This is a genomic window from Komagataeibacter diospyri, from assembly GCF_043995075.1.
In the GTDB taxonomy this organism is placed as follows: Bacteria; Pseudomonadota; Alphaproteobacteria; order Acetobacterales; family Acetobacteraceae; genus Komagataeibacter; species Komagataeibacter diospyri.
On the sequence record NZ_CP171836.1, the window covers coordinates 1,000,397 to 1,018,474 of the forward strand.

General features: G+C 59.3%; 17 protein-coding genes. 8 read left to right on the forward strand and 9 right to left on the reverse strand.

The window, feature by feature from the left end; translation table 11 throughout:
- Positions 1–54: 54 nt before the first annotated feature.
- From ACE2AA_RS04545 to ACE2AA_RS04570, 6 genes are read right to left on the reverse strand one after another with little or no spacing between them, the layout of a single operon-like run.
- Positions 55–1,404: a sensor histidine kinase gene (locus tag ACE2AA_RS04545; protein WP_395371431.1), complete on the reverse strand. Its 1,350-nt coding sequence runs from the start codon at positions 1,402–1,404 to the stop codon at positions 55–57.
- Positions 1,401–2,072, reverse strand: a complete 672-nt coding sequence (locus ACE2AA_RS04550; RefSeq protein WP_395371433.1) for a response regulator transcription factor — start codon at positions 2,070–2,072, stop codon at positions 1,401–1,403. The genes ACE2AA_RS04545 and ACE2AA_RS04550 overlap by 4 nt, the downstream gene beginning before the upstream one ends.
- The gene (locus ACE2AA_RS04555; protein WP_395371435.1) at positions 2,072–5,146 is read right to left on the reverse strand and encodes an efflux RND transporter permease subunit; all 3,075 of its coding nucleotides are present in this window, start codon (positions 5,144–5,146) and stop codon (positions 2,072–2,074) included. Before ACE2AA_RS04555 ends, ACE2AA_RS04550 begins: the two co-directional genes overlap by 1 nt.
- The gene (locus ACE2AA_RS04560) at positions 5,146–6,312 is read right to left on the reverse strand and encodes an efflux RND transporter periplasmic adaptor subunit (protein WP_395371437.1); all 1,167 of its coding nucleotides are present in this window, start codon (positions 6,310–6,312) and stop codon (positions 5,146–5,148) included. The genes ACE2AA_RS04555 and ACE2AA_RS04560 overlap by 1 nt, the downstream gene beginning before the upstream one ends.
- Positions 6,309–7,562 (reverse strand): TolC family protein, encoded by a 1,254-nt coding sequence (locus tag ACE2AA_RS04565; protein ID WP_395371439.1) that lies wholly within the window; start codon positions 7,560–7,562, stop codon positions 6,309–6,311. The genes ACE2AA_RS04560 and ACE2AA_RS04565 overlap by 4 nt, the downstream gene beginning before the upstream one ends.
- A gap of 11 nt (positions 7,563–7,573) precedes the next feature.
- On the reverse strand, positions 7,574–8,050 hold the full coding sequence (locus ACE2AA_RS04570) for a hypothetical protein (RefSeq protein WP_395371441.1): 477 nt from the start codon (positions 8,048–8,050) through the stop codon (positions 7,574–7,576).
- 967 nt (positions 8,051–9,017) lie between these two features.
- Here ACE2AA_RS04570 and nhaA point away from each other — a divergent pair.
- The gene (gene nhaA / locus ACE2AA_RS04575) at positions 9,018–10,223 is read left to right on the forward strand and encodes a Na+/H+ antiporter NhaA (protein ID WP_395371443.1); all 1,206 of its coding nucleotides are present in this window, start codon (positions 9,018–9,020) and stop codon (positions 10,221–10,223) included.
- A 272-nt stretch (positions 10,224–10,495) separates the two neighbouring features.
- Here the strand turns inward: nhaA and ACE2AA_RS04580 are convergent, their stop codons facing one another.
- Positions 10,496–11,332, reverse strand: a complete 837-nt coding sequence (locus ACE2AA_RS04580; protein ID WP_395371445.1) for an alpha/beta fold hydrolase — start codon at positions 11,330–11,332, stop codon at positions 10,496–10,498.
- Positions 11,333–11,424: 92 nt separating this feature from the next.
- Between ACE2AA_RS04580 and ACE2AA_RS04585 the strand changes: the two genes are divergently transcribed.
- The gene (locus ACE2AA_RS04585; protein WP_227000595.1) at positions 11,425–11,937 is read left to right on the forward strand and encodes a MerR family transcriptional regulator; all 513 of its coding nucleotides are present in this window, start codon (positions 11,425–11,427) and stop codon (positions 11,935–11,937) included.
- Here ACE2AA_RS04585 and ACE2AA_RS04590 read toward each other — a convergent pair.
- Positions 11,934–12,626, reverse strand: coding sequence for a type 1 glutamine amidotransferase domain-containing protein (locus ACE2AA_RS04590; protein WP_395371447.1), 693 nt, complete (start codon positions 12,624–12,626; stop codon positions 11,934–11,936). The two genes, ACE2AA_RS04585 and ACE2AA_RS04590, sit on opposite strands and share 4 nt — an antisense overlap.
- A gap of 150 nt (positions 12,627–12,776) precedes the next feature.
- Here ACE2AA_RS04590 and ACE2AA_RS04595 point away from each other — a divergent pair, with 150 nt between their 5' ends.
- Positions 12,777–13,718 (forward strand): SDR family oxidoreductase, encoded by a 942-nt coding sequence (locus ACE2AA_RS04595; protein ID WP_395371449.1) that lies wholly within the window; start codon positions 12,777–12,779, stop codon positions 13,716–13,718.
- Positions 13,719–13,737: 19 nt separating this feature from the next.
- Here ACE2AA_RS04595 and ACE2AA_RS04600 read toward each other — a convergent pair whose 3' ends face one another.
- On the reverse strand, positions 13,738–13,941 hold the full coding sequence (locus ACE2AA_RS04600; protein ID WP_395371451.1) for a zinc-binding dehydrogenase: 204 nt from the start codon (positions 13,939–13,941) through the stop codon (positions 13,738–13,740).
- A gap of 267 nt (positions 13,942–14,208) precedes the next feature.
- On the opposite strand from ACE2AA_RS04600, the gene ACE2AA_RS04605 reads away from it, so the two are divergent.
- From ACE2AA_RS04605 to ACE2AA_RS04625, 5 genes are all read left to right on the forward strand, one after another.
- Positions 14,209–15,477, forward strand: coding sequence for an ATP-binding protein (locus tag ACE2AA_RS04605; protein ID WP_395371453.1), 1,269 nt, complete (start codon positions 14,209–14,211; stop codon positions 15,475–15,477).
- A 140-nt stretch (positions 15,478–15,617) separates the two neighbouring features.
- Entirely contained in the window at positions 15,618–15,833 is a 216-nt protein-coding gene (locus ACE2AA_RS04610; protein ID WP_395371455.1) for an RNase A-like domain-containing protein, read from the forward strand.
- Entirely contained in the window at positions 15,808–16,191 is a 384-nt protein-coding gene (locus ACE2AA_RS04615; RefSeq protein WP_395371457.1) for a hypothetical protein, read from the forward strand. Before ACE2AA_RS04610 ends, ACE2AA_RS04615 begins: the two co-directional genes overlap by 26 nt.
- 827 nt (positions 16,192–17,018) lie before the next feature.
- A complete protein-coding gene (locus tag ACE2AA_RS04620; RefSeq protein WP_395371459.1) occupies positions 17,019–17,459 on the forward strand; it encodes a glycoside hydrolase family protein in 441 nt (146 codons plus the stop codon).
- Positions 17,459–17,896, forward strand: a complete 438-nt coding sequence (locus ACE2AA_RS04625) for a hypothetical protein (protein WP_395371461.1) — start codon at positions 17,459–17,461, stop codon at positions 17,894–17,896. The genes ACE2AA_RS04620 and ACE2AA_RS04625 overlap by 1 nt, the downstream gene beginning before the upstream one ends.
- The last annotated feature ends 182 nt before the right edge of the window (positions 17,897–18,078 follow it).

Below are 18,078 nucleotides of genomic sequence, written 5' to 3' on the forward strand. Positions count from 1 at the left end.
CGTCATGCCAGTCTTCATATCAGTTCCATATGACGTGAAACCGAACGCGCGGTCTCAGGCTGTGCCGGAGGCGCGGATCACATCCGGGTCGGGGAAAGTAATGTGGGCACCAAACCCCCTGCCTGATTCCGGCAGCGGGGAACGCAGGCGCATGGTCGCGTCCATCTGCCTGGCAATATTGCTGGCAATTGCCAGGCCAAGGCCGCTGCCGCGCGTGCCAGTCCCGCCGCGCACGAACGGACTGGTCAGCCGCGTCAGCATGTCCGCCGTCAGGGCCGGGCAGTCGTTAGTAATGTCAATGCACCCATCTGGCAGGACGGCCACATGCACGGGCGTCTCACGCCCCCCGTGCAGCAATGCGTTTTCCAGCAGGTTGCGCAGCATGATGCCGGTCGCATCCATGTCACCATGCACGAATATGTGGCTGATCCCGTTTACGTTCAGGATGATTCCGCACCCGTCACGCGGGTTATGGTCCAGATCGTCCGCCAGTACACGCAGCACGGTCAGGAGGTCGAAGCGGTTGCGGCGGAAGGCAACACCTGACGAGGCACGTGAGAACTGCAGCAGTTTTTCTACCGTCCGTCCAAGTCGGCGGGTCCGGTCGGCAATGATGTCCACCCTGCGCCCGGCCTCCGTTTCTGGCGATACCATGCGGCCCAGCATCTGCACCTGCGCCAGCAGGGCGCCAAGCGGGTTGCGCAGTTCATGCGCGGCACTTGCGGCAAAGGCCCGCTCGGTGGAAAGTGCGGTTTCCAGACGGGCCAGAAGGGTATTGACGGCATGCTGGATGGAGACGAGTTCCACCGGCAGGTCAAGCGAGGGGATGGGCCGCAGGTTGCCGCTGCCGCGCGATTGCATTTCATCATGCAGGCGGTCAAGCGGGCGCAGGGCACGTCGCACGATCACGCGTACCAGCAGCCAGATGACAGGCAGGAAAACCAGTATCGGCACAATGGCGATCGCCGTCGCGCGCCACGTCGCCCCCCGACGGTGCAATGTCGGCTCCCCCACCAGCACACGATAGGCCGTGGCGGTCGGAGCTGCGATATAGACCCGGAAACGGGGGATATCGACAAACCCGGTATGGATATCGGGCACAAACGGCTGGACCGGCGCATTCTGTGAGCGCAACACCACATGCCCGGACTGATCGACCACCTGGTAGGCGAGTGTGCGCGGTCCGACACCGGGCACCCAGGCAACAGTGTCCCGTGGTCCATGGGGCTGTGTAGCGATGGTGGCCTGCAGCCGTTCGGAGACTTCCTGCAGGGAATTGTCCAGCCGTTCCGTTATTTCGTAGCGGGTAAAGCCTGCAACGGCGAGGCTGAGAGCCAGCAGGCTGAGCGTCACCACGCTCAGGACACTGCTGACGATGCGGGTGGCGAGACTCCAGTTCTTCATACCGCTTCACCATCAGCCAGACAGTATCCACGGCCACGGACAGTCCTGATTACCGTGTTGCCTACCTTCTTGCGCAGGCGGCTTATGAAAACCTCGACAGTGTTGCTGTCCACATCGTGGTCCAGCGCATACAGGGCCGTGTCGATCTGCTGGCGTGAATGGATCCGCCCCGGATGACGTGAAAGCAGTTCCATAATGGCCCATTCCCGTGCGGTCAGGTCAAGCACCCGCCCGCTGCGCGATACCGAGCGGTTTTCCCGGTCGATCGTAATCTCCCCAATGCGATAATGGACCTGCCTGCGGGGAGCCGCATAACGCCGCGCCACGGCAGCGATACGGGCCACGAGTTCGTTCAGGTCGTAAGGCTTGACAATATAATCATCCGCCCCTTCGGACAGGCCGGCAATGCGGTCGCTGATCTGATCTTCCGCCGTGGTGATGAGGATGGCGATATTCGATGGTGTCCGGCGGATGTCACGCAGCAGGCTGCGCCCGCTGCCATCTGGCAGCCCAAGATCAAGCAGCATGAAATCATAATCCACGGTGGCCATGGCCGCACGCGCGTCCTCCAGCGTCATGAACCAGTCCACTGCATGCCCGTCCAGCCGCACGCGCTCCTGCACTGCCGCCCCAAGGTCACGTTCATCTTCAACAATAAGGATACGCATCAGTCCCGAACCCTCTCTCGCATGACCCGGGCGTAAAGCGATGGCAGCACCAGGAGTGTAAGCAATGTGGACGTAACCAGCCCGCCGATCACCACGCTGGCCAGCGGGCGTTCGACCTCGGCCCCCGCACTGTCTGAAAACGCCATGGGGAAAAAGCCAAGGCTGGCGACAAGGGCCGTGGCCATGACCGGGCGAAAGCGGGATTCGGCGGCGGCAAAGGCCGCCTGCGCCACCGCCATGCCACCCGCGCGCAGGGCTGCGATTTCACTGACCAGCACCACACCGTTGAGGATCGCCACGCCAAACAGTGCAATAAAGCCGATGCCTGCCGAAATGCTGAACGGCAGGCCGCGCAGCGTCAGCGCCACGATGCCGCCGGTCGCCGCCACCGGCAGGTTGATGAATACCAGAAGGGCTGGCCTGACCGCGCCAAAAGCCACCACCAGCAGGGCAAAGATCAGGCCAAGGGCAATGGGCAGGACGATCTCCAGCCGCAGCACCGCTGATTGCAGATTACGGAACTGGCCATTCCACTGCATGGCATAGCCTGCGGGCAGCTTCACGTCCCGAACCACCCGGGCCTGTGCCTCGGCCACGTAGGACGCAAGATCCCGCCCGCGCACATTGGCCTGGACCACCATGCGCCGGCGCACGCCATCGCGGCTGATGCGCGGCGGGCCATCGACTTCATGCACATGCGCCACCTGTGAAAGCATGACACTGCCTTGCCCGTCCATGCGCCGGACCTGCAGCGCACCAATCGCGGCAGCCGAGGTCACGCGCTTCGGTTCAAGGCGCACCTGCGTGCTGATGATGGCGTTATCCACGATCACCGGCCTCGTGCCGATATGTCCGCCCACCGCCTCTACCGTATCCAGAATGTCCTGCACCGCCACGTTGCGGCTGGCGGCCTGCGTGCGGTCGATATCGGCCACGATCAGCGGCACGGTGCCATCGCCCGCCGCCGCCACGTCCGCCGCGCCCTTCACGCCGGACATGGCGGCCACCACCCGGTCGCCCAGTTCTGCCAGCGTGGTCAGGTCATCACCGAAGATCGAGACGGCAATCTGGGTGCGCACGCCAGAGAGCAGGTCGTCCATGCGCATCTGCACCGGCTGGCTCCATGAATACAGCGCATCGGGCAGTTCGCGCCGCATTGTGTCGTCCATCGCGGCGACAAGGCCCGCCTGCGTGCGGGCGGTTTTCCATGTGGAAGGTGGATTGAGGAAGATGAAGCTGTCGGTCTCGTTCACGCCCATCGGGTCGGTCGGAATGGCGGATGTGCCGGTATTGCTGACCACCGTCCTGACCTCGGGAAAGCGGCGCAGGATCTGCTCCTGCTTCGTGACCGACGCCAGCACGGTGTCGAGCGAGACCGAGGGCAGTCGGGTGGTGGTGACCGCAAGTGCGCCTTCATCAAGCTGGGGAATGAATTCACCCCCCAGTCGTGTGGCAAGAACAGCCGATACGACCAGCACCGCGATCGTGCCGCCAAACAGGGTGCGCGGATGCATCTCCCCCCATGTCACCATATGGGTATAGGGGCGGCGCAGCCATGCGATCAGTCGCGTATCGCCCGCAGGGTGCAGCCGCCCCAGCGCAAGGCTGGCCAGCACGGGAATGCAGATGAAGCAGTAAGCAAGCGACACCAGCAGCGCCATGATGACCGTCTGCGCCATGGGACGGAACATGCGCCCCTCGATCCCCTGCAGGGTCAGGATGGGCAGATAGACCATGATGATGACCAGGATGGCGAACCCCACCGGGCGCATGACCTGCTGCACGGATGACACCACGAGGGGCATGAATTCCACATCCGGTTCCTCCTCGCGCCGTGACAGGACATGTTCGATCACCACCAGCGAGCCATCGACGATCATGCCGAAATCGATCGCGCCCAGACTGAGCAGGTTGGCCGAGATGCCGAACTGCCGCATCCCCGCCATGGCGCAGACAAGGGCCACCGGAATGACCGAGGCAATGACAAGGGCCGCCTGCCAGCTCCCGATCACCACCACCAGCACGCCCACCACCAGCACCGCGCCCATCAACAGGTTGTCACGCACGGTGGCGATGGTCTGCCCGGTCAGGGTGGCGCGGGTGTAGTAGGGGTCCAGCGTAACGCCTGCGGGCAGCGCCTGCCGGATACCCGGCAGGGCGCGGTCGATCGCGGCAAGGGTGGCGTTGGAACTCGCCCCACTTTCCATCATCACCACGCCGATCACGATTTCGCCCTGTCCGTCGCGCGTGACCGCCCCCAGCCGGGTGCGCGCGCCCGTGGTGATGCGCCCGAGGTCGCGCAGGCGCACGACCGAGCCGTCCGTATTGGTCCGCACGGCGATGTTGCCGAAATCCGCAAGGCTACCCACCAGCCCGCGCCCGACCACGCTCTGCTGTTCGGCATGATGCGTGATCCAGCCACCGCCGGACGCGGCATTATTCTCATCCACCGCGCGATAGACCTCACCGACGGAAAGATTGGCCCCGATCAGCCGTGCAGGATCGAGCGTGACTTCATAGGTTTCCTCCGCCCCGCCATTGACGTTCACGTCCACCACGCCGGGCACGAGGCGCATCTGCGGCACCACGGTCCAGTTCATGATGCGGTTGAGTTCCATGGGCGAGCGCCCCGCGCCCCGGATCTGGAACTGCATGATCTCGCCCATGCCTGTGGCCAGCGGCCCCATGCTGATGGTGATTCCGGGCACGGATATGTTCGAACGCGCCTGCTGCATGCGCTCGTTCACGCGGGTGCGGTCAAGGTTGATGTCGGTGTCGTCGGCAAATTGCACATATACCACCGACACCCCGCCACGGGAGACGGAGCGCAGGTCGGTCATGCCGGGAATGCCGGTCATGCTGGCCTCGACGGGAAAGGTGATGAGTTTCTCCACTTCTTCCGTCGCGAGGCCGGGGGCGACAACCGAGACAAGCACCTGACGGGGCGAGATATCGGGCACCGCCTCCACCGGCAGACCCAGCACCGTCATGATTCCAGCCGCCAGCAGCACGAAAAGACCGCCCAGAACCAGCATGCGCGCGCGCATCAGCGCCTCAAGGTATTTCCGCGCCATCAGTCCGCATCCATCCCGGCAAGGCCGATGACCGAATGCAGGGCGAAGCTGCCGTGGCCTACGACCGGCTCGCCCCCTTTCAGGCCGGAACGGACGACCGCTTGAATCCCGTCATCCAGCGCCACATCAACCACGACGGGCCGGTAATCGGTTTCGCTCATCCGCAAGAACACGACGCTCTGCCCGTCAATCTGCTGAAGGGCTTCGGACGGCACGACAATGCCCGCCACGCTATCGCGCTGCGCCAGTGTTGCATCCAGCACCATGCCGGGCACCAGTGCGCCGGTGGGGTTGGGCACGCTGCTGATGACGCGGACCAGCCCGGTCAGCGGACTGGCCATGCCATCCACCGTGTCGATACGCGACGTGAACGGGCCACCTGCCGCCTGCGTCACCTGCTGCCCGCCCGGTGCGATCCGTACGGCCTGATCGGGAGGGATGTCGGAGACAAGCCATATGCCGGACAGGTCCGCCACAGTCGCCACATCCATGGTCGGGTCCACGTCGCCCGCCACCGAAGTATTGAGCGCCTGCACCATGCCATCGACAGGGGCAATCAGGGTCGAGCTCTCGTCTTCCGTGCGCTTGCTGTCCTGTTCCGATGATGAATTGAACTCCTCCGCGAAACGATGGCCCAGCGTATCCACATCCGCCTGCCGCGCGTGCATGGTGGCGTCAGCCTGCGCCAGTGCATCCTGCCTGCGGCGCAGTTCGGCCATGGAGATGGTTTCGCCCGCCAGCGCCTTTGCCCGCTGCACGGCGCCCGCCGCATCGCTCCGGGCCGCGATGGCGGCTGTCAGCGCCGCACGCATCTGGACCGCCTGCAGACGAGCGACATGCAGGGAATGGTCCTGATAACGCAGCAGCGCCTGTCCCCGCCGCACGGGTGTGCCCGGCTGCGCCAGCACTGCCAGCACCTTGCCGCTGCCAGCGGGGTGGATATGCACGACCCGTGTCGTATCGGGCATGACCCGGCTTATGACCGGCAGCATGGGCACAACCCTACCGGGTGCTGCCGTGACAATGGCGATACCCGCGTTCGCCACGGCCGCCCCATCCAGCTTCACGACAGGAGGCAACGCCACATCCGTGGCATGGGCTGGCGGGCAGGACAGGACCAGAATGAACAGGGCAGGAATAAACAGGGCAGGGGTGAGCCGCTTCATGGTACGATCCCGGTTGCGATCAGCATGCGGATGCTGGCGACATGCCATTCCACCTCGGCCCGGGCGCTGGCCAGCCGGGTATTGGCCGCCGTCTGCCGGGCGGCAAGCGCCGTATCCAGACTGGCTTCGCCCAGCCGCCAGGCCCGTTCCTGCGCCTCGGCCCGCTTCTCCATGTTTTCGGATGCGGTGCGGGTGGTCTGCCGCGCCGTGGTGGCTGCGATCAGACGTTCCCGTACCCGCATCATTTCCAGATGCACCATGCGCCGCGCCTGCGTTTCTTGACTGGTAGCCGAAGCCAGCCGGTTGCGCGCTTCGGACATGATGGGCGTGTTGCGGACCTCGCTGGGCAGGGGAATGCTGAAATTCACGCCCACCCGGTCATCCCACGGGCTGCCGTACTGCTTTTCATGGATCGCATCCACGCCGATTTCCGGATTGGGCATGAAGGAACGGCGCGCCAGCTTCATGTTGGCCTCGGCAGCTTCAACATTGCGGTGCGCGACCCTGATGCGGGGGTCATTGTCCTCCATGTCACGGGGCGCGATAAAGCGGGCGTGGGTGACGTCGCTCGCCCCGTAACGCGCAAGATCCGGCACAACCGGGCGGCCGAGGAGCACCTCCAGTGCAGCCGTTGCATTCCGGGCCTCCTCCTGTGCCAGGGCCAGTTCATTACGGGCATTCTCCACTGCCGCCTGTGCCATCTGACCATCGGCCGAGGCCAGTTCGCCACCATGCACCGCCCGTGTGGCGCTGGTGGCCATGCGTGCTGTCACATCATAAAGGGTATGGGCCACCTCCACCCGCGTACGGGCGATCAGGGCGGCAGCGCCAGCGTCAAGCACCCGGATGGATAGTGCCATGTGTTCGACATTGAGCTGTTCATCAAACGATGCAGCTTCCGCGCTTGCAACCTGCCAGGTGGCGCGGCCCTGTCCTGGCAGCCATAGCGGCACGGACACCCCGCCCTGATACGTCGTATAGCCTTCGTTACTGCCCAGCATGTGGTCATCCATGTATTCACCCGACAGGGTAGGGCCACCGGCAAACCATGACCCCGCCGCACTCGCGCGGGCACGGGCGGAATGGTGACTGACCTGCAGTTCGGTGCGGACCGGATCAATGGCCCACGCCATGCCGACCGCTTCATGGAAGGATGGGCCGGACCGGGGGACCTGAGCCCGGGCCAGAGCCCCCCATGTCAGGGCGCCGGTCATGGCGACCGACAGGATGGGGCGCATGACGCGCTTCATGCTTCAGGCCTTCATGGAATGACGGGACCACCATGACTGATCCGTAAGGCGAGGTCGCTCCACAGCCGCGCCATCATGAGGTTGATGTCGGACGAAACCGAAAAAGGAGACTGGGAACGTGCCAGGGGGGAGAGGGACATACGTTCCCCTATGATAAAGTGCCCCTGCGCGAACAGCCGGGCGGAAATCGATCCCTGCTGCCCCTGTCCCATGGGCCTCGTAACGGAAATACGCAGATGAGGGGCTGACTCAGCGATAAGACTGAATGCATGCAGTTCAGCCTCATCAGACGGGCACGCCACCCCCTGCAGCACGGCATCGCGCAGTACGGAATGGGGATATCCGCCATACATACCGTCTACATGCAGGCGGATACCCTGCTGGACTGTCATGCATATGCCTTCCGTCCCGCTGTCTGCCCGGGTGGGCAATACCGACAGGAAGAAAATACAGGCTGCATACAGGCCACCGTGCAATATCCTTCGCATAATACGCGTCTGTTTCCTGTCAAACGTAGAGTTCCTGCCATCACGACGATGACTTCCTACCGATAACAGAGAAACCTGACGTGAACCTGAACATGTCACCTATGAAAGGAATTTATATTATGAAAATGATTATCATTATGATATTCGTGGGGACTATGGATAGAAATCCATTGATAAAATATAATATTATTTATATTAATTATTATATTACAATATAATATATGTTTGGTGATGTTTTTATAAAGCCTTCGCAATGACATCTGAAGATGAGTGGCCAGCATTCTCTGACGAACAGGCAGACTGTCCAGCTACAGACCCATTTCTTTAAAATACAAGGAATTCACCGAGGGAGTATTCACCAGACAGAAGTATTCCCGATCCATTATAACGCGCTTTCTGGTCATGTTCAGCAGCCGTTTCATAAAATGGGTCGATGCGAAGAAAGCGTGCAAAATACTGAAGGCCACGGGATCCTATGCCCTTCCATACGTCTGGTATCCGGCACGATGTTATGCCTGATATCTTTTCATCGCAGGAGAATACCGCCAGCTTCTTTGATACTGTGACAAATAATCTGCAATCCGCTCCACAACCCCGACACGCCCATAACACAAGCCACAATGGTGCGGGTATTACTGGATCTGGCGGCCCAGGCTGGCCGATCCAGCGAAGAAGTTGATGTTATCGCCAGTACTCATGTCAGGGAAATCGACCGCAAAATTCTGATCTGCAATCTCTACGGCATGAGTTGAACCATCTACTAAAGCAGTGCCAGCATGGCATGATTGGAGAATGCAGGATCATTGATGACTTTGGGCAGATATGAGGAAAAAGCTGCAGTTGCCTCATCCAGAACGCAAAGCTCGTAAAACGGGTATTCGAGAAGCGGACGTAAAAAGAAACATTATGACAATATAGCGCAGAACCTTTGACTTGTATGGAACCCTGTCCTGTTCAACAAAGAGAAATGACTGAATCCTTTATTGCGTCCGCCGCCCATCTTCGACGTTTCCTTGGCTCTCCCGCAGGCGGGGCGTCTGTTCTCCTGCTCGCCTCTCTTGCGGGTCTTGTCCTGGCAAATTCACCGTGGGCGCTGGGTTATACAGCCCTGATAACGACCCCCATGAAGCTTTCCTTTCTGGGCACGCATGGGCCGGAAAACATGGACGCGTGGGTCTCCGACGGGCTTATGACCCTGTTTTTTCTGGTGGTCATTCTCGAAATCAAGAAGGAAACCGTCTCAGGGCACCTCTCATCACTACGCCGCGTTGCCCTGCCGCTTATCGGGGCACTGGGCGGCATGATCGTGCCCGCCCTGACGTATCTTCTGGTGACATGCGGGCATCCGGAAGCGACGCGCGGCTGGGCTATTCCTGTTGCAACGGACGCTGCATTCACGTTGCCGATCATTCTTGCTCTTGGAAAGCATGTCTCGCCTGGCGCCAGGGCCTGGCTGATGGCGTTGGCCATTTTCGATGACGTGCTGGGTATCTTGGTGATCGCCCTGTTTTACGGGAGCGCTCTGTACTGGCCAGCACTTGTAGCGGTCGGGATCGTCACGGCAGCATTGATCGGAGCGAACAGGGCCGGGATCAGGACGTTATGGAGTTATGCCACCGCAGGCATTCTCCTATGGATAGCACTTCTGGAATCTGGCCTGCATCCAACTCTTGCCGGGGTGATAACCGGACTCTGTCTGCCGGCGACGACATCCGGAAAAGGCGTTGGACCAGTTACGCCTCTCGATAAAACAGGCTCCGCGCTGGCCCCCTTTGTCACATGGGTGGTTCTGCCACTTTTCGGCTTCATGAACGTGGGTGTTTCACTGGTGGGCGTTCATCCGGACAGAACGCTGGAGGCTGTTCCGCTCGGGATCATGTTGGGACTGATTGTTGGCAAGCCTGTCGGTGTCTTTGGCGCGACGCTGCTTTCGACCCGGTTGAAGATCACCACGCTTCCGGCCGAAACACCAATGGGAATGCTGTTTGGTCTTTCGCTGCTGTGCGGCATCGGATTTACGATCAGCCTGTTTATCGCGAACCTGGCATTTTCCGGATCAGATCTTGTGATCCTGGCCAAGATGGGCATCTTCGCCGGTTCTGTCCTGTCTGCCCTGATGGGGTGGTTCTGGTTGCGTTTCTTGCCTCAGCATGACCGGCCATCTTCCCGGTAGAAGGTGGCCGGCAAGAGGGAAATTGTCACCCACAGCCAGCATTCGCCTTTTCCTGTCGGTAACTGCCTGTCTGCTTAGTGAGAACAGAGCGGACAGGCTACTGATGTCCGCATTCAGGACATTACGTCCGTCAGAGACGTTTTCGTAAAGCCGACGTTGACAGACGAACTCCAGCCCAGCCACATTGCGGGGACTGACTTCACGACAAGGCAGGTAACGGGACAAAATCACCACCTACTGACGTCAAAGGCCACATCGTCGGGACGCGATCTTCAGTCGGTAATAAACGCCAGGATATCGGCATTGATGATATCGGCATGGGTCGTGTGCATGCCATGCGGATAACCGGGATAGATTTTCAACGTGCTGTTTTGAAGCAGCCTGTCCTGAAGGATGGCCGCATTTTTATAAGGCACGACCTGATCATCATCGCCCTGTAGCACAAGCACCGGGACGGTAATGGCTTTCAGGTCTTCCGTCTGGTCCGTTTCGGAGAATGCCCTGATCCCTTCATAATGGGCTTTCGCACTCCCCATCATGCCCTGACGCCACCAGTTGCGGATCGTCCCTTCCGAAACTTCTGCGCCCGGACGGTTGAAGCCATAAAACGGCCCGCCGGCCACATCCAGAAAGAACTGCGCGCGATTGGCCACCAATCCGGCACGCAGTCCGTTCAGGACTTCGATCGGTGCGCCTTCCGGACTGCGGTCCGTCTGGACCATCAAAGGCGGCACGGAACTGATGAGCACGGCTTTGGCGACACGTCCCTGAGGCTGACCATATTGCGCAACATAGCGGGCAACCTGTCCGCCCCCTGTCGAATGCCCGACATGAATGGCGTTTTTCAGATCGAGATGTTCGACAACTGCCGATGCATCAGCCGCGTAATGGTCCATGTCATGACCGTCGCTCACCTGCGCCGAACGTCCGTGACCGCGGCGGTCATGCGCAATAACGCGAAATCCCCTGCTCAGGAAGAACAGCATCTGCGTGTCCCAGTCATCGGCGCTAAGCGGCCAGCCATGATGGAATACGATCGGCCGGGCGTCCTTCGGTCCCCAGTCCTTGTAGAAAATCTCTACGCCGTCGGATGTCGTGACGAATGACATGATACTTCTCCCGAGCATTCAGAACTGATATTGCTCAGACGCTAACGTTGAACATAAGTTCAACGTCAAGATGAACCTGTAACAGAAGACAGATGATGAAAATTGGAGAACTGGCCCGGCAAACCGGTCTTACGACTTCCAAAATCCGCTTCTATGAGCGCATCGGTCTCCTGAAAACGGTTGATCGTCGTTCCAACGGATACCGTACCTATCCGCCACAGGCCGAGCTGATCCTGGGACTCATCACGATGGCACAGCGGGCCGGATTTACGCTGGATGAAATCCGCACCCTGCTGCCCGCTGATCTGAAACACTGGGACCATGATGCCCTCATGAATGCACTGACACGCAAGATTGCGGATATCGAGGCGCTGCAGGCACGTCTGGCCCAGAGCAAAACCCACCTCCTTCGTCTGGTTACGGACATTCAGGCACGCCCTGACGACATGGACTGTGCGGCCAATGCCCATCGTGTCCTGACGAATGTGCTTATGGAGCCTCCCGAAAACCTGGACGTGACCCCTGACGATGTGCGCCTTCTGGACAGCACGGATCGTCGTCTGTCCGTGAGCAGGAGGCGCAGCAAAAAAGCTGTTTCGCCTTAAAGTCCTCCCAGAAGGGACGCGACTTTTCTTGCGGTCGCTCTGGCGGAAGAAGGGTTCTGGCCCGTCACCAGTTTTCCGTCCGCCACGACATGGGACATGAACGGCAGAAGGGCTTTTTCGTATAGCGCGCCCCGTGCCTTCATCTCAGCTTCCGCGTTGTAGGGTATCTCCCGCGATACGCCCGCCAGCCTTTCCTCGGTCCACGAAAATCCGGTGATTTTTCGCCCGGAGACCAGAAAAGAACCGTCTGCAAGACGGGTGTTCAGAAGCCCGCAATATCCATGACAGACAGCGGAAACAATGCCGCCCTTTTCCCACACTGCGCGGGTGATGGCCTGAAGGTCCTCATTGTCTGGAAAGTCCCACATCACGCCATGCCCACCGGTAAAGTAGATCGCATCATAATCCTGCGGATTGATGTCTGCTGGGCAGGGGGTTGAAGAGAGCAGGGCCATTTTTGCCGGATCGGCCAGCCAGGCTCTGGATGAGGCATCGCGCATCGGCCATTTCAGCGCACGCGGGTCAAGCGGAACCCTGCCACCCGTGGGGCTGATAATGCGCTGTTCATAACCCCTGGCGGCAAACACGTCCCAGGCATGCGTCAGTTCCGACAGCCATAACCCGGTCGGATGCGCCGGATTGTCAAAATGCGCGATGTTGGTGGCAACGTGAAGGATATGACGGCTCATGGCTGGTCCCTTTGATGCGACAGGGGGGCGGACAACCGTTTTGTAACGTTCTAGCCCGGTTGAAGGTCAATCTGTCGTTTGACATTAAATCTGACTTCAACGTTAGCGTCGCAACGATAAACCTGCTCGGCACCATGGAGGCAGCCCCACATGCAGACAATTCTGGGCGCAAATGGCCAGATCGCCACGGAACTGGCGCGGACATTACATCAGCATCATACGGGCGACCTGCGGCTCGTGAGCCGCAATCCCCGCAAGGTCAACCAGGACGATACCCTTATGGCTGCGAACCTGCTGGATGCAGGACAGACGACACAGGCGGTGAAAGGCAGCCGGATCGTCTATTTCACAGCCGGCCTGCCCCCTGACAGCACGCTCTGGGAAGAGCGGTTTCCGGTCATGCTGAAGAACGCCTTGCAGGCGTGCCGGACGGCGGGCGCCAGTTTCGCCTATTTCGACAATACCTACATGTATCCGCAGAACAGTCATATCCAGACGGAGGAAACGCGCTTCGCCCCGGTTGGCCGGAAAGGGCGGGTGCGCGCTGCAATGGCGTCCATGGTGCTGGAAGAAATGGCGCGAGGAGACATTCCCGTGCTCATCGCCCGCGCACCGGAATTCTATGGTCCGGGAAAAACGCAGAGCTTCACCAACGCCCTGATCATCGACAGGCTGAAAACAGGCAAAAGACCTCTGGTCCCTGTCCGTGACGATACGCGCCGGACCCTCATCTGGACGCCGGATGCGAGCCGCGCGCTGGCAACCCTGGGCAATACCCCCGATGCTTATGGCCAGACCTGGCATCTGCCGTGCTGTGATGATCGGCCGACCTATAAGACATTCGTCACCATGGCGAGCAGGATTTTCGGACGCACGCCATCTTATTCGGTCATCGGCAGATGGCCACTGATCATCGCAGGCATTTTCTCAAAACAGGTGCGGGAGATAAGGGAACTGCTGCCCCGCTACGAGCAGGACAATCTCTTCGACTCAACGAAATTCAAACGCCATTTCCCTGCGCTCTGGGTCACGACATATGAGGAGGGTCTGGAACTGATCAGGAAGGAATGGGAGGCGAATAAGCCTGAATGATCCCGGCTCTCCTGCTTTTTTACGGAATCAGCAGGAGCTTCCCGGTCGTTTCACCGCTTTCCATGTCGGCATGGGCGCGGGCGGCGTTGGCCAGCGGGTAGGTACCGCCAATGTGGACCTTCAGCTTGCCGTCGATAATCCAGTTGAAGAGCTGCACCGAATGGGGGCACGGCAGATCCGGCGTATGAACGTGGTCCATGAAGATCGCGTAGCCGATCTTCATGAACTGCCCCGGGTTTACCGGAGAGTAAAACTCTCGGAGGATGACCCCTATGGTAGAGAAGAAGACATCGCGTTATTCGCCTGAGTTCCATGAGCGCGCCATGCGCCTTCTGGAAGATCATCGATCGGATTACCCGAGCATTTCGGCGGCCTGTCTGTTGATTTTCACTGAGAACTGACCCGGGCAGGGCGGAAATTTTCATCGAGATTTGCCCCATGCCTTCACACTCCCCGGCAGCATCTGCTGGGGGTTTGAGGAGTGATTGACATGGAGCTTCTGAGTGTGATCCGTCGGTGGCACTGCCGGGATCATCTTCCGATCCGCGAGATTGAACGTCGGACGGGGCTGTCACGCAATACGATCCGGAAATATCTGCGGGCACAGAGTATTGAACCGCGGTTCCAGGTCCCCGAACGTCCCGGCCGACTGGCCCCGTTTGCTGACAGGCTGAGGGGATGGCTGGTCCTGGAAGCTGCCCGATCACGCAGGAACCGGCGCACGGCGCGGCGACTGCATGAGGATCTTGTGGCACTGGGCCATGATGGATCCTATGGAGCTGCCTGGACTGCTGGGAACGGCTGCAGCATATCGAACTGGCCCGGAGCATCGCCGAGGTCCATGCAAGCCGAGCATCCTCACCTCATGGTGCCGGGGCGTCCCTTTGACGGGTTTGTCGAACAGACCAGGCGCGTCTCACCAACCTGTCTGATCCGGTTCGAAGGCAACCGCTATAGCGTGCCGGCCTCCTTTACCAATCGTCCGGTCAGCCTGCGGGTTTATCCCGACAGGCTGCGCATTATCGCCGAAGGGCAGGTTCTGTGCGTGCATGACCGGATCATCACGCGTTCGCATGGCGTGCCAGGCCGCACGGTGTATGACTGGCGGCATTATCTGGCGGTCATCCAGCGCAAACCGGGCGCCCTGCGCAATGGCGCGCCGTTTGCCGAATTGCCAGCCGCCTTCCGGACCCTGCAGGATCAACTGCTCAGGCGACCTGGAGGCGACCGGGAAATGGCTGAAATCCTGGCCCTTGTGCTGCAGCATGATGAGCAGGCTGTCCTCTGCGCGGTTGAACTGGCACTTGAAGACGGCGTGGCGACCAGGACCCATGTTCTCAATACGCTGCATCGCCTGATCGATGCCAGGAGAACCGTGGTTCCCCGGCTTGATGCTGCCCCACAGGCCCTGGCGCTCGAACACGAAAAGACCGCCAGCCGCACCGGACAGATTACCGACAGGCTGCTCCGCCTGTATCTCGTGATTCTTGATGAACCCGGTTATCTCCCCTTCAACGCATCTGCTGGCGCCCTGCTGTTCCATCTGCCCAGCCGCCTCTACGGGCGCACCAGTGTCATCATCACAACCAATCTGAGCTTCAGTGAATGGGGAGATGTCTTTGGTGACCCGAAGATGACGACAGCGCTCCTCGATCGGCTGACCCATCACTGTCATATCCTCGAGACAGGAAATGACAGCTACAGGTTCCGCGCCAGCACCGCCGCGTCAAAAAACAGAAAGGACAGATCTCCTTCTTGACCGCCCGCATGACTATGCCTGAAATAGCATCTGGCTGGGTCAATTCCTGATGAAAAAACCGGGTCAGTTCTCAGTGAAAATCAACACCAATTGTTTCATTCTTCACGTCGAAGGAAGAAGCCGAACGTGCTATTCACAAAGTGCTCAAGGATAACAGCTCCAGGATTGATGGCTGGCTCAAGAACGCCAGAGATGGAAATGCAATCCTCCTTGAAGGACACACCTCAGGGGGAGGAACTGTCGTCATCGAGAGGGCCAATCGGCAGCGCAAGACTGCGCGGCGCATTCAAGTTACAATTGTCAAAAAAGAACACAATGGGATGATCTACTATGTCCAAACTGTTAAACTTGACTAAATATGATATTCTCGACCTGTTTCCGCGTCTCTCTAATCTGGGTGCGAGCTCGTTTGGCGAGGATCCTGAGCTCTTTGGCGATACACTGTTCGAGGTCATTGAAGATGCGCCGCGCATGCATCGCCTGCCGTTCAAGCAGCAGACAGTCAACGAATTAAGGACGTTACTGGCCTATAGCGATATGGACCTCGATCGCGTCAGTTGGGCTGTGCTCGGTATGGACCCCACGGCGGATATTGAAGAACCACCTAACTGGGGCAGCTTTCCAAGCCTGCGGGCATTTTGGTCAGCCGTTCTGCGTACCTTTGAAAATGACCCCGAGGTGCGGGCGGGAAGAGAGATTGACCCGAGTCCGTAGGGGCAGATCGTTCGTCAACACCGAATACAGGAATGTCTGCTTTCATATGTTGGCGTTCCAGAAACAGACCATCCGCTTACCCCTCCATAACCGTCTGTCCGCTCTACATGAGCAATGCAGACAGGCGGCACTCGCCTTCATGTCGGACATTTGCGGGTGTCTGAAATTTCGCAAAAGCGGACATTGGTGGAGTTCCGCCAGCCTATTTTCCCTTTGGTATCTGCGCGCGGTTTTTGCTATATATTAAATATGGTTCGGCTAGTGCTGCTCACTGATCCGGACTTTCCTACAAAATCATGATCCTCCCAAAAATCGCTATGGCAGAGCTATGGCTAAGGATCACCCACGCATACGCAAAGCCCGCCCTGACCCGGCGGGCTTTTTTGTGTCCGCATTTCAGGACACGTCATGTCGAATACCAACCAGCATCTCGCCCTGACATGTGTCATGAGCGAACACCAACTCGTCAGCGTCGTCAGACGCTATCTGCCAAGCCAGAAACCGGGCCGAAAGTCTGGCTTCGGTCGGCTTCGGAGCTGTGGAAATGGCCGGGGCTACGCGTCTCTCTAGGGCTACGTGCTGATTAATTTTTTAGCTTATCTGTGGCATCAAGCCACAGGAAATGAGGAAACATGTCTGGCTCAAACTGTACCTGTAATCCGTCCTACACCCGGTCATCGTCAGAATCGTCACGTGCTCCCAGCGCGACTAAGACGTCGCTTCAAGGAAGCGGTTTTATTGAACGCCACGAAGAGATGAGGGGCGTCAGCAACCGGCTGCACTGGCCGGGCGGGGCATCCGGGGTAACGCTCGGGCCTGGCTATGACATGCGCGATCGTTCCCGGACTGAGATTGAACAGAAATTGCGGGATATCGGCATCAACTCTAGTCTGGTGTCTCGCGTGGCGGCGGGGAGCGGTCTGCGTGGCGAAGCGGCCAGGAAGTTCGCCCAGGATAACAGAAATCTCGTCGATCTGTCGGACCGTCAGCAGAGACGCCTTCTACAGGTCAATCTCCCGAGCTATGAGGCGATCGTTCGTCGGGGAATTCATGTCTACCTGACACAAAATGAGTTCAATGCCCTCGTGTCGTTCGTCTATAATCCAGGAAGAGGTTGGCCGGGCGTCCGTGCTGCTATCAACAGCGGCGACAAACGCAAGGCCGTCATGATCATTGAGGAGCAGGTGCGCTCGAAAGGCAAGGTCTTGAGGGGCCTGGTCAAGAGACGGCACGACGAGGCCATGCTTCTGCTGGAAGGACAATATTGATGATCCGCGCTATTATCCTAAGCCTGATTTGCGCCGTCTGTATCGGCGGTACCGCATACGCTGGCGCCAGGCCGGAGTCCCTGGAGGAGCTGACCTACAATCTCAACACGGTGCTCAATGAGGAGCTTGATGAAAAGGCGTTTCTCAATGGGCGCTTGATCGTGCGCGTCGAGCGTGTTTCGACCTGTGTGTCGGCGGTCTGGACCCGCAGCGGCGATGTCGGATCGCCGCTGCGGCGCGACCTGCTGGAATGGAACAAAATGTTCGATGGCGATCCTCGGATCGAGGCTCAGTCTTACTATTTGACGTTCGTCTATACTGACCATCGGAGCGATGATGTTGTGTCCATGCCTCTTACGGCGCATCCGGATCGTTTTGAAGATACGGCGGGTGTCTACCTCCCATCGTGCCAACCGAAACGGCATCATCGCAAGTGAGTATCTCTGCGCCGGGTGACCCGGCCGGAAACATAACGCTCGGCGGTTCTGCCAGAGCAGACCCCATTCAAATGGGATCATCTAAATGGGTAAGGATGCTTGCAAAAACCAAAGAAACAGAGCCTTTCTGCTGAACTAGAGTTCAGTGGAAATTCTCCAGACACGGTTTATCTCCCAAAGCT